General features: G+C 47.0%; 9 protein-coding genes. 5 read left to right on the top strand and 4 right to left on the bottom strand.

Annotation, left to right across the window (positions count from 1 at the left end):
* Both AC4E7D_RS06005 and AC4E7D_RS06000 read right to left on the bottom strand, forming a co-directional pair.
* The coding region (locus AC4E7D_RS06005) for an acetoacetate--CoA ligase (RefSeq protein WP_490172909.1) at positions 1-1,889 on the bottom strand (1,889 nt) is incomplete at its 3' end.
* 201 nt (positions 1,890-2,090) lie between these two features.
* Positions 2,091-2,435 (bottom strand): hypothetical protein, encoded by a 345-nt coding sequence (locus tag AC4E7D_RS06000; RefSeq protein WP_490172908.1) that lies wholly within the window; start codon positions 2,433-2,435, stop codon positions 2,091-2,093.
* A gap of 157 nt (positions 2,436-2,592) precedes the next feature.
* Here AC4E7D_RS06000 and AC4E7D_RS05995 point away from each other — a divergent pair, with 157 nt between their 5' ends.
* The 4 genes from AC4E7D_RS05995 (at position 2,593) to AC4E7D_RS05980 (ending at position 8,089) form a co-directional block, all read left to right on the top strand.
* Positions 2,593-3,447: a glycoside hydrolase family 16 protein gene (locus AC4E7D_RS05995; RefSeq protein ID WP_490172907.1), complete on the top strand. Its 855-nt coding sequence runs from the start codon at positions 2,593-2,595 to the stop codon at positions 3,445-3,447.
* A 119-nt stretch (positions 3,448-3,566) separates the two neighbouring features.
* Entirely contained in the window at positions 3,567-6,452 is a 2,886-nt protein-coding gene (locus AC4E7D_RS05990) for a ligand-binding sensor domain-containing protein (RefSeq protein ID WP_490172906.1), read from the top strand.
* A 3-nt stretch (positions 6,453-6,455) separates the two neighbouring features.
* Positions 6,456-7,526 carry an ion channel gene (locus AC4E7D_RS05985; RefSeq protein ID WP_490172905.1) on the top strand — a complete coding sequence of 357 codons (1,071 nt, stop codon included), beginning with the start codon at positions 6,456-6,458 and terminating at the stop codon, positions 7,524-7,526.
* 77 nt (positions 7,527-7,603) lie between these two features.
* Entirely contained in the window at positions 7,604-8,089 is a 486-nt protein-coding gene (locus AC4E7D_RS05980; RefSeq protein ID WP_490172904.1) for a nuclear transport factor 2 family protein, read from the top strand.
* Positions 8,090-8,154: 65 nt separating this feature from the next.
* On the opposite strand, the gene AC4E7D_RS05975 is transcribed toward AC4E7D_RS05980, so the two are convergent.
* Positions 8,155-8,547, bottom strand: a complete 393-nt coding sequence (locus tag AC4E7D_RS05975) for a DoxX family protein (protein ID WP_490172903.1) — start codon at positions 8,545-8,547, stop codon at positions 8,155-8,157.
* A 185-nt stretch (positions 8,548-8,732) separates the two neighbouring features.
* Between AC4E7D_RS05975 and AC4E7D_RS05970 the strand changes: the two genes are divergently transcribed.
* Positions 8,733-9,848, top strand: a complete 1,116-nt coding sequence (locus tag AC4E7D_RS05970) for an adenylate/guanylate cyclase domain-containing protein (protein WP_490172902.1) — start codon at positions 8,733-8,735, stop codon at positions 9,846-9,848.
* A gap of 61 nt (positions 9,849-9,909) precedes the next feature.
* Here the strand turns inward: AC4E7D_RS05970 and AC4E7D_RS05965 are convergent.
* Positions 9,910-12,123 (bottom strand): WD40/YVTN/BNR-like repeat-containing protein (locus AC4E7D_RS05965; RefSeq protein ID WP_490172901.1); only part of this gene is annotated, 2,214 nt, incomplete at its 5' end.

Here is a 12,123-nt window from a genome sequence, read left to right as displayed (position 1 = left end):
AGTGCCTTTGGATTTTTCATGGCACCCGGACTGGCTACTTCATTGAGCGGACTCCCCATAAGCAATTTCTTAACAGGGATCTCCATTTTCTTTCCACTTATGGTATAGGGAATTTCGGGGACCTGAACAATGCGATCAGGAACGTGTCGCGGGGAACACAAGCTGCGTATGTGGGTTTTAATGTCCTTAATGATCTTCGCATCAAGGGGCTGTTTTACTGCTATAAACAAAAGCAAAAACCCTTCCTGCTTAACCATCAAATCAACAATCAAAAAATCATCGAGTCCAGGAAAGGATTCCAGGGCACTATAGATCTCAGCCGTACCAATACGTATGCCATGCCTGTTGAGTGTGGCATCCGAACGCCCTAACATTTCTATACCAATTTTGGGAACGATCTTTATCCAATCCCCATGCGACCAGACATTGGGGAATCGCTCAAAATAGGATTTATGATAGCGGGAATTTTCTTCATCTCCCCAAAAATATACCGGCATCGAAGGCATAGGTTCGGTAATAACAAGTTCCCCTGTCTCACCCTCGACCGCATTCCCCGATGCATCCCAGGCCGCTATGGCTGCTCCCAGCATACGACATTGCAAATAACCGGCATATACAGGCAACATGGAGTTGCCCCCTACAAAGGCCGAACACACATCAGTGCCCCCACTTAAAGAGATAATTTGGGTTTGGGGCAAATGTTCCTGTAAAAATTCAAAAGCCGAAGCGGATAGCGGTGCTCCTGTAGAACCTAGCGTTTTTAGTTCGGGAAAGCCTTTAGTGGTTAAGTCTGGCGGAGGGGTTTTCATGCATTGGGCATAAAAAGGCGCGCCATTTCCAAAATGGCGGATCTTATTTTGCTGTGCAAACCTCCATTGTGCTCCCAGATCGGGATAACCGGCCGCCCCGTCATAAAGGCACAAAACCCCTCCGCAGAGCAATGCCCCCAGGGCATAATTCCACATCATCCACCCTGTGGTGGTATTCCAGAAAAAACGCTCCCCCTCGTGTACATCCTGATGCAAGCAAAGGGCTTTTAATTGTTCTATCAGCATTCCTCCTGTACTATGCGTAATGGCTTTCGGTTTTCCTGTTGTTCCTGAAGAAAACAAGACCCAGATGGGGTGTTCAAATGGAACTGAAACGGGTTGGAGATCTGGTTTAGCTGTAGTGTCCAAATCCCACTCATCCAAAGTTCCTGAAAAACCAAGGGTGGCCTTAATGCTGGGCAACCCTTTTTTAAGGGCATCTATTTTTTCCTGCTGCTGATACGCTTTTCCATTATAGGTATAAAACGTATGGGCCAGGAGCAGCTTAGGTTCCAACTGCTCGAACCGGTTGATCACACTTTGGATCCCGAAATCCGGGGAACAACAACTCCACACTGCACCCAGCGCATTTGTAGCCAAAAATGCGGCAATGGTGTCAGGATGATTTAACAAATATCCAACCACACAATCCCCTTTGCCTACATTTCTATCGAGCATTTTTTGCTTTAGCTGCTCTGCACGAAGCAGTAAGGCATTCCAGCTTATTGCGGTGGTGGCTCCCGATTCATTTTGAAAGAGCAAAGCGGTTTGTTGATCCTTAAAATTACGTGTTATATGCGCCGTATAGGACAAACTTGCACCTTCGAACCATTTGGTGTGGTAAAAAGGTATTGCCCGCGTGATGGCTTGTTGGTAAGGGGAATCAAAGTTGATATTGAAATAATCAACAATTGTTTCCCAAAAGGCACCTAACTGCGTGATCGACCACTGATGTAACTCCTCATAGGTAGTGAAATTCAGACCGTGCTTGGTATTGACATGGCGAAAAAATTTGGCCATATGGGTAGCGGGTATTTTGTCTTTGGCCGGGGCCCATAATTTGTTATAGGTAGGTGTCATAAGATGAGTTTAACTTCAGAGCTTCGATATTCACTTGCAAAGGTAAGTTACCCTAATATATGATTTCCCATTGGGGAGTGAGTAACTTTTTCACAGAAAAAGACAGGTGATAACTTGATCCTAATTATAAAACGGGGAGTTACATATCAAAACAGCCACCATATTTGGCGGCTGTTTGTCTCGAGTACATGGTCTTTTCTATCAAACTGTTTCCAATTCTCCTTCCCCAACAGGTTCTTTCCCGGTTCGCAGGAATCCCATATTCAATTCTCGTGTCCAGTGGAAATAAAGGGGCTTTTCATTCCTTAGGGTATCCACTATGTTGTAATACATAGACATGGGGTACTGCAGATACACCAGGTTATTCCTTACATCAAAATGGTTTTCCGGAAGGGTTTTGTGGTCCGGGTGGAAGTTGAGTTGTAAAACAAATACATCCTTGTAGTAACACTTAATAAGTACAGGCGGATACACCCGGTTGGGTTCATCGCTTCCTGCCTGGAAATGGATCCAGTATTGGGTAATTTCTTTATTGATTATCCTCATAGCGCTAGGGTTTAATTAATAAATCGGTTAAAGGCTTAAATATCAGCATGTTTTTGATCGCATGCCATGACGAGCATCAGTCGGAACGATTTTCTGATCATTCCATTAAGATCACTACCTTAGAAGGTGTTATATCCAACTCAAATCCAAATTAACAATGAAACCAATTTTATACACCCTTACCATCACCCTGCTCATTGCCGGATGCCGTTCCGGAGAAAAGAAACAGGAGCAAAAAGAAGTTGCTGTTGTTGAAATCTGGGAAACTGATTTTATTGATGACTTTGACACCTTTAACCCTGACAATTGGCAGGACCAGCGCATCTGGGTAAATAATGAATTACAGTGCTATGTCCCGGATGGGGAGTATGGTACCCGCGAAGTAAGTGACGGTACGCTTAAGATAAAAGTGGTTAATATTGGGGAGAAACGCCCCTGTGACAACCTGGACAAGCACGGGAAACAGCAGGCAGATACCGAGTATGTTGCCGGACGTATCTGCTCCAAAAACCGGAAAGAGTTTATCAAAGGAAAATGGACCGCCCGCTTACGGCTCCATGGTAATGGACAGGCCAGTATGTTCCCTGCCTGGTGGCTCCTGGGAGCACAAAATAATGAACCCCCTGTGCAGGAACCGGATGAAAACATTTGCTGGCCCCTGACCGGATCCGGGGAGATCGATATTTTTGAGCACCACGGGGACGTAAAAAAAGACCACTTCACTACGGGGGCGATCAAAAGCCAGGGCGAATGTGATAAAGGGGATTGGTGGAGCTATAGAAAAGACTTTCCGGCTACATTAGATGACTATCACGAATATTCTGTAGAGTGGGAAGGCAGCGATCTGGTGTACCGTCTCGACGGTAAAGAAGTGTACCGGAACGTGGGCGAAGGGGATAACTACCCCGAGCCCATGTTTGCCATTCTGAACTTTGCCAAGATCACGGATTCTCCCATGACCGGTGAATGGGTAATGGAGGTGGACTGGGTCAAACACGAACGCAGAAAATAAGTTCATATAGAAAGCGCGGATTTTAAATCCGCGCTTTCTTTTTTTTAATCCATGCTTTCTATTTACCAAAACCCCCATATTTCTTAACTTTATTAGGAGGTTTTACTTCTTCACGAATCATGCGAGAAATACTGCTTTTCTGCTTCGCATTACTGGGAATGTTAACGGCCCAAGGTCAGCATATGCATGTTTCCTGGTATACCGTTGACAATGGCCTTCCTTCCAATGAAGTGAGGCATGTGGCCCGCGACACCCTGGGATATGCCTGGATTGCTACAGATGCCGGATTAGTGCGTTTTGATGGGCTGCGGTTCGAAGGGTATTCCCAATATATTCCCAGTCAGTATGGGAAGCACCTAACGGCAACAGATGATGGCCTGCTCCTCAGTCATGATGCGGGGGTCAGCCTCATACAGCCCGCATTAGACACTACAATAATTTCGCTCGTTCATAAGGCCTCTATAGATCCCAGGGACTCCCTGCTGTATTATCCAAATCAAATGTTCAGGAGAAGTAATGGAGATGTCCTGGTAGGTCAGCCTGCCGGACAGGTACATCAGATTTCTCCCGACGCTATGGCTTTATTGGTGCCCCCCTCTGAGGATCCGGAGGAACGCCTTGCCAAAATTTATTTTTCCGAGATTGGTGAACAACTCTGGATCGCCAGAAGCGACGGAGTACTGTTTACCTATAACCCTCAACCTGGTAGACTTGAGCAAAAGGCTTCCTTTCCTGTCATCCGGGATATGAAATCTAAGGGGAATTCCCTATGGATAGCTGGGGATAAGGTCTATCATTTGCAACTGTCATCAGACGGGAAACAGTTACGATCAGAAGCGTCTTTCCCGAACACACCGGGAGAAGTTACCGCCCTGGCCCTGGATCAGCAGGAAAATGTGTACCTCGGGATTAAGGACCAGGGGCTTTTTTATTTGGATCGGACCCGTTCCGAGAGGCCCAATTTTATGAAAGTCTATGGCAACAATGATCCCCATACCCTGGAGGAACTCCCTTTTAGGAGCATTAACAATATTGTGGTGGATCCCGATGGCAAACTCTGGATATGTTCTTCAGAAGGGCTTGGGATCCTGCAAAAACGATTTTTTGAAAGCATCGGTTCCATACCCAACGCCAACGCCACTGCCATTTCCATAGCGGACAATGGAAAGGTCTTTATCAATTTTGGGGACCTGTACCGGATAGAAAGCACAGATTATGGCTATTCAGGGGAACAGCTGTCGACAGCTTCCCTGGGGACGATTACAGCCCTGACTACAAAAGGAGATCGTCTTTGGACTGGGACCAGTACGGGCATGCTCTATGAGCTCGACCAAAACGGACGACGAATTCTTACAATTGACCTTGAGGAGCGGGGAGAAGGGATTTTTTACCTGTCCGGAGACAGCAAGAACCGGATATGGGTAGCACAGGCCCCCCGGGATCAACCATTGGTGGGCATTGGCTGCTTGTTTCCTGACGGGTCATTCCGGGAATATGGAAAGGAGAAAGGCCTTGAGAACCGTATCATCTGTCTTCGCGAAACAGCTAAGGGCCGTATTTACGCTACCGGTATTGGAAAAGACACCTATCTCTTTCGTTACCTTCCGGAAAAAGATGTTTTTGTGAACCTCAGCCTGCCCTTCGAATTTTATGTGACCCCAAATTTCCAGGTACATGATTTGGCTGTGGATGAAGGCGGAATCATTTGGCTGGCTTCCACAGATGGCCTGCTTCGCCACGATATGGACCGGATAAGTAAAGTAAACCTTGGATCCCAATACAGCAATAAAGAAGTTAGGTCAGTGAAAGCCCTTCCTGACGGAAGTATCTGGATTTCTTTCGATACAGAAGGGGTGCTTCGCTATACTGAGGAGAACACCATTCTTATGCAGGAAGAGAGTGGTCTTCCCAGCAAGGTTATGACCTATCGCTGTCTGAATGCGGATAATGAAGGAAGACTTTGGATCGGGACTGCGGAAGGTATCGTCTATTCCCTGGAAACGAACCCCGAGCCGGGTCAGAGTAACGCCCCCTGGCTGATTTCAACTGCCATAGATGGAGCGCCGGGCCCTGGGGAAAGACTGGATATTAGGCCTGACCATACCTTGAGCGTAACCTATTCTGCTCCATCTTTTCACGGCTTCCGTACCTTGTACCAACACCAGATCAACGATGCCGCCTGGTCCGATCCCACTACTGAAAGGACAATGAACATTTCAGGCCTGGCTCCGGGTACTTATTCCCTGGGCATTAGGGCAAAGAAAGAAGGGGCGTATTTATGGAGCGATCCGAAAGCCTTTAATTTTTCTGTCCGCCAATACTGGTATAAAAGCAGAAGTTTCCTCTGGACACTGGGATTGCTGCTCACAGCTGTACTTGTTTATGTGTTCTGGTCGCAAAAGAGAAGGTTTCGCATGGTTCTCGGCGCTATGCGCAGGGGCTTGGAGGCGAAGGAAGAAGAGGTAGAGAAGCAGGAAGCCGATTTGGTGAAAGTCCGTGAAGAAGTAAGGCTGAAACAAAGGGAAAGAAAGGCCACATTGCTCGTATTAGAGATCATGCATCGCTTGATTGCCAAAATAGGGCCGCATACCAAATGGGATCTCGTTCTGGAAAGTATTTCTACCGATCTATTAAAATTGCCTGGGGTAGTGGCCTTTGAGATCGGGGTACATCGCGGGAAAAATATTGAATTTGAAGGATATTCAGATAGGGTTAGGGGGTTTACCTCAGCCAAGGTCCCTTTTGATCCGTCCAGTTCCCTGGCGGCCTATTGTATCACCCAGGCCAAACCATTTATTTTTAATCGATTACAGGAGGAGAGCCAGGTGCTTTTAAAGAAAAAAGACACTCATATAACCGCCTATAAAGCGGCGATTAGTGTGCCGTTTTATGTAACCAAGTATGAAGCTGTTTTAACCGTATATGCTGAAAAGCAGGACTTATTCGATGAGTATACACGGAAGGCATTTCAGATATTTGCCTCCTACCTGGAACAAATTCTTTAAAACATGAAAAGGGTTTTTCTCATACTACTGTTTGGCATACTCCCAATCTTTGGGCAGGGCCAGGATGTGGAAAAACTCAGGGTGGGTGTAGTGCATGAACCACCTTTTGTTATCAAGGAAGGTGAAGAATATTCCGGATTAAGCGTGGACCTGTGGAACAGCATAGCTGTGGAAGCCGGGGTGAATTATGAGCTTATCTCATTTAATGACCACCTGGGTTTGATACGTGCCCTGGATTTTGAAGAAATTGATGTTTCCATTAACCCTATCCATGTCAACGAAATGCGATTGACCCTCCTGGAAGTCACGCAACCGTTCTTTGTTTCCTTCCTCGGGGTAGCTACTTCCCAGGCCAAGCAGAGCCAGGTCCGTATTTTTTTACAGAACTTCTTCTCTTTGCAGTTCCTGCGGCTTATTTTGTTGCTGGTGCTGACCATCTTCGTATTCGGGACGATCCTTTGGTTGGTAGAACGCAAACACAACCGCAGGCAGTTTCGTCCTAACCTCATTGGTTTATTCGATGGATTCTGGTGGTCTGCGGTAACCATGACTACGGTGGGCTATGGGGATAAGGCCCCAAAAACCAAGCTGGGCAGGGCCATAGCTATGGTATGGATGTTCACAGCTATCCTGATCATTTCCGGGTTTACCGCTACAGTAGCCTCAACCCTTACGGTGAGTTCCCTCAGCAGGAACATCGAAGATCTGCAGGACTTGCGCAATACCCGGGACATTGCCAGTGTGCACGGCTCGAGCGGCGAGGCCTTTCTCAAGCAAAACGATATCCCCCCCACGGTGATGTTTGAGAATGTCGAGAATGCCCTACTGGCGCTTTCTGGCAGAAAAACAGAGGTGTTGGTTTACGATAAAACAGTGCTGGATTACCTCATTGGTAAAATGCAACTAGAAGGGAAGGCCGTTCTGCTCCCTATCAGTTTTAACCAGCAGTACAAAAGTTTTTTCCTTCCAAAGAACAGTCCGCACCTGGAATGGATCAACCCGTTGCTGGTACGTAAGATCAATCAGAAATCCTGGCAGGAAGTATTGCAGGACTATAACCTGCACATTGAGTAACCGCTTCTTGAGGACTAGAATTTACATGCAATATATTGTTTTTCATATCTTTAGTGAATAACCAACAACCAACCATCATGAAAAAATTAGTTTTATTCTCCCTGTCTTTACTTGTATTGTCCTGTCAAACCAAAGCAGAGCAGAAAGTTGAAGAAACCCCTAAAGCGGAGTATGTCAAGAAAATTTATAATGCATTTGCTGAAGGCAATATAGAAACGGTCCTTGCAGGATTCACAGAAGACATACAGTGGAACGAAGCCGAAAATTTCATTTACAGTGATGGCAACCCCTATGTGGGTGGCAGTGCCGTGGCTGAGGGGGTTTTCAAGAGACTGGGCGAAGAGTGGGAATACTGGAACCTCGAGAACGTCCAATTTCACAATGTAGACACGAATAAAGTCCTCGTAACCGGCCGTTATAAAGCGTTGAACAAGGCCAGTTCTAAAGAATTAGATGCCCAGTTTGCCCACCTCTGGACACTCAGGGATTCACTTGCCAGTTCCTTTCAGCAGTACACAGATACCAAACAAGCAGCTGAAGCTGTGATAGTGGCTACAGAATAAGACCTGGGTAATGAAAAAAATAGAAAGCTCGGATTTCAAATCCGGGCTTTCTGAATATACTTCTTTCAGAATGCTCCCTGATTGACAATATCTATCACGATAATGCCAACCGAAAGCACGAAAAATAATAAGGCGGGAAAAGAGCGAATACTTGGGTCATTAGCCCTGAAATGCATAAAGATCGCGCCAAGCATGAAGATTCCCATACCCCCGGCAGCAGGCGTAGAAAACTCAGGATACCAGATAGAAATCAGCAGCAGGGTGGCCAAAATTACCTTGATCGCACCTACCAGGTACATCAGGGCAGTTGAAAATCCATAGACTTCAAATTCTTCCTTCATTGTCTTGGCACCACCCCCACGATATGGGGTCTGCTTGTTGAAACGAAAGAACCAGACATTGATGATGCTGATAAAGATGATGGCTTTAAATGCAATAGATACGTATTGAATAATCATAAAGAGTTTAATTAATTACTCCTGAAACCTATATAAATATCAGTCTCAGGGACGGGTTGTTTGTAGTACTAATATTAGTAAATTTTTCCATTTTTTTGAAACAGGGTTAATAAAGGACAGTTTTTAAAGGGGCAATAGGGTATTCATGCTTAATCATCAATGGATTTCATTTTTAACTTTACACCATGAGGAATTGGCTATCGCCTAAAACCAGGAGAAACCTCTCCCGTATTCTGCCTTTTGGAGTCATCTGGCTACTGGTGGGGTGGTTCGACCTGTTTACTGATGCGGCCGCAACTGGGAATGAGAACATCAATCCGGCCGTGGAAATAACCCTTACCCCTTCTGTATTCCTTTTCGCCTCCCTGGCCGTCACTGTGGTAGGGCTAACTATTGGAGCTCTGGAGGTCTATTGGTTAAAGGACCTCTTTAGTAAATATAGCTTTTCAAGAAAATTGTTTTACAAATTCGGATTTTACACCTTTTTCCTGTTCCTGGTGATCATTATTACTTACCCTTTGGCGGCGAGCCTGGAACTTAAAAGCTCCCTGAGCGATCCTGCTGTATGGCAGAAGTTTTATAGTTTTTTATCCAGTGGCAGTTTACTAAGCACTATGATCAGCCTCGCTTTCAGCACTTTTCTAAGCCTCTTCTATGCGGGGATCAGTGATAATTTGGGACAGCGGGTACTTTTGAATTTTTTTACCGGGAAATATCACAAGCCGGTGGAAGAGGAAAGGATCTTCATGTTCCTTGATATGAAATCCTCTACCGCTATTGCGGAAAGGCTGGGACATACACGCTATTTTGAATTCTTGCGGGAATATTATAACGACCTTTCGGACGCCATAGTAGCCCATCAGGGTCAGGTGTATCAATATATAGGGGATGAAATTGTCATCTCCTGGGAAATTGAAGAAGGCCTGAAGGATCAGAATTGTATACAGTGTTTTTTTAAAATGAAAGAGGCTCTTGCCAATAAAGAAGCTCAGTATTTGAATAGCTATGGTGAAGCGCCGGCCTTCAAGGCGGGGATGCATCTTGGACCGGTAACCACTGGCGAAATCGGGGCACTAAAGAAAGAGATCTTCTTTACCGGAGACGTGCTCAACGTCACGTCACGGATACAGGGATTGTGCGCTACCTATGGTGTGGACCTGCTCATCTCCGAATCCTTGCTTGCGCAATTGGACCTGTCCGGGGAGTTTCACAAGGAATCCCATGGAACCCTGGAGCTAAAGGGCAGGACCCAGCCCATCGCTATTTTTTCTATCTATGCATCTGGTCTCGCGGAGGTATAATTTTCCCGAACGAAACAAAAAAGGGCTCCATCGGAGCCCTTCTTTTTTGAATATTCAGGAATTAGTTTTTAATCCCTTGCCCCAGGATATAGGGGGCGCCCAGGCGCCTGAGTTCCTGTTCCAGGCCGGGGATAGTGCTCGTACTTATCGTGCTGATCTCCGTAAACATGCCATTCAGCATTGTGGAAGCAATGTTCATACTTTGGCGGTGCAAAGCTGTTGGACCATAGGTGGTCGACATCCCGCGCATAGCAACACGCATATGGGAACCTACACTTGGAGGGTTGCGTTCCCCGATCTCGTCCTTTGAACTATTACCATTCAACTTTTCCTCAAAGGCATACAGTTGTTGTTTAAGGTCATGCAAACGCTTGTCCAAAGATCCTGGGGCAACGCTGGTACGTGACAAGGCCACCTGCATGGCGTTCACTTTTTTCATGCTTACGTCCAGAGCGTCGCTCACCATGCTGGACCGCATTAGTAGCTCCTTAAATTCGCTGATGTAAGTGTTATACTCTTCATGAGAAATCCCTTTCAGGGTGCCCTCCCTAAGCGGAACTACCTCAAAGGATATCGGCCCGTCCAGGGTCATCACTTCTCCTTTTTCTTCCTTTACCAGGGTAGCGGAGTACGTCCCTGGCGTCGCAAGCGGACCAGCTGACCACCATCCGCCGCCACCTTGGGCCTGGCCGGGTCGGATCGGCCTGAAATTCGGGTGCCGTAGATCCCAGGCTACACGGTTGATCCCCTTTTTCGCTTTCCCTTTTACTTTGCGTATTACATTTCCCTGCTGGTCTTTTACGACTACCCAGATCTTCACGCCTTCCTCTCGCCGCTCTTCTTCAAGGGCATCCCATCCCGGGAAGGGGATATCCTTATTCTGTTTTTCTAGGGCTTTTTCAGCTTTCTGCCGACTCTTTTTCTTGGAGGGATACTCCTTGCTCAGATGATAGGTAAACCAGGCTCCGAATTCCGGGTTCTCAGCGAAATAATAGTCTGACCCTGTATTTCCAACAATGTTCTTTGGAACATACCAGTGGGCTTTTCTTGTTGGGAACAGGTGTCCTTCCTTTTGTTTGGTCTCTGCATTCACATCGCGCAGGGCACTATAGTCGTCCAGTACAAAGAAACCTCGCCCAAAGGAGGCCCCGACCAGGTCGTTTTCCCTTTTTTGAATCACCAGGTCACGGAAAGGGATGGTTGGTGCACCCGGCACTTTGCTCCAGTTTTTCCCGCCATCCAGAGATGCGTAGATCCCTCTTTCGGTACCGGCAAAGAGCAGGTTTTTATTCACATGGTCCTGGACGATCCTCCAGACCAGTGTGCGGTCCGGTAGATTCGCACTTATGGAACTCCAGCTGGCACCGCCATCCGTGCTTTTGAACAGGTAAGGGGAGAAATCGCCCTCCTTGTGGTTGTCCAGGGCAACGTATACAGTATTTACGTCAAAAAGGTCAGCCTTAATGTCATTGACGAAGGTCCGTGCGGCCAATCCCATACGGGTTACCGGAATGCGATTCCAATTCTGTCCGCCATCTGAGGAAGTCTGAATAAAACCATCGTCCGTACCCGCATATAACACACCTTCTTTCACAGGGGATTCTGACAGCGAAGTAATGGTATTGTAGTTAGACATGGCCTTAAGGTCCCAGGCATTGTCCCAGCTTTGCTGTTTCCCCATAATTGGCAGGGTAATACGCTCCTCATTACGGGTGAGGTCACCGGAAATTGGGGTCCAGCTATTACCACGGTCTTCTGATTTCCATACGCGTTGTGAAGCAAAGTACAGACGGGAAGCTTTATGCGGGCTTACCAGGATGGGGGCATCCCAGTTGAAGCGCTCAAAGTCTTCTCCGGCCCTCGCCTGGGGTTGAATAAACACCTGCTCGCCAGTCACGAGGTCGATCCGGTGCAGTCCACCCTGCTGTGTCTCGGCATAGATAATATTGTTGTATTCGGGGTCTGTGGCCGACTGGTGCCCGTCTGCGCCGAGCGTCTTGTACCAGTGGGCATTTCGAATCCCCTGCCTTTCGTCGGTACGGGAAGGGCCTCCTGTGGATCCATTGTCCTGGGTACCCCCAAAGATGTGATAGAAAGGCTCGGCATTATTTACAGCAACTTTATAATACTGGGTGAGGGGCAGGTTTTTGATGTACCGCCAGGTCTTGGCCAGATCAAAACTCTCATAGATCCCGGCATCGGTCCCTACAAGAAGATAATTGGGGTCATCTGCCCGGAAGTTGATGGAGTGGTTGTCTGAGTGTTTGTCGTCTTC

Source organism: Lentiprolixibacter sp. (genome assembly GCF_982873095.1).
The sequence above is the reverse complement of the archived record's forward strand: the minus strand, read 5'-3'. Positions and strand labels throughout refer to the sequence as shown.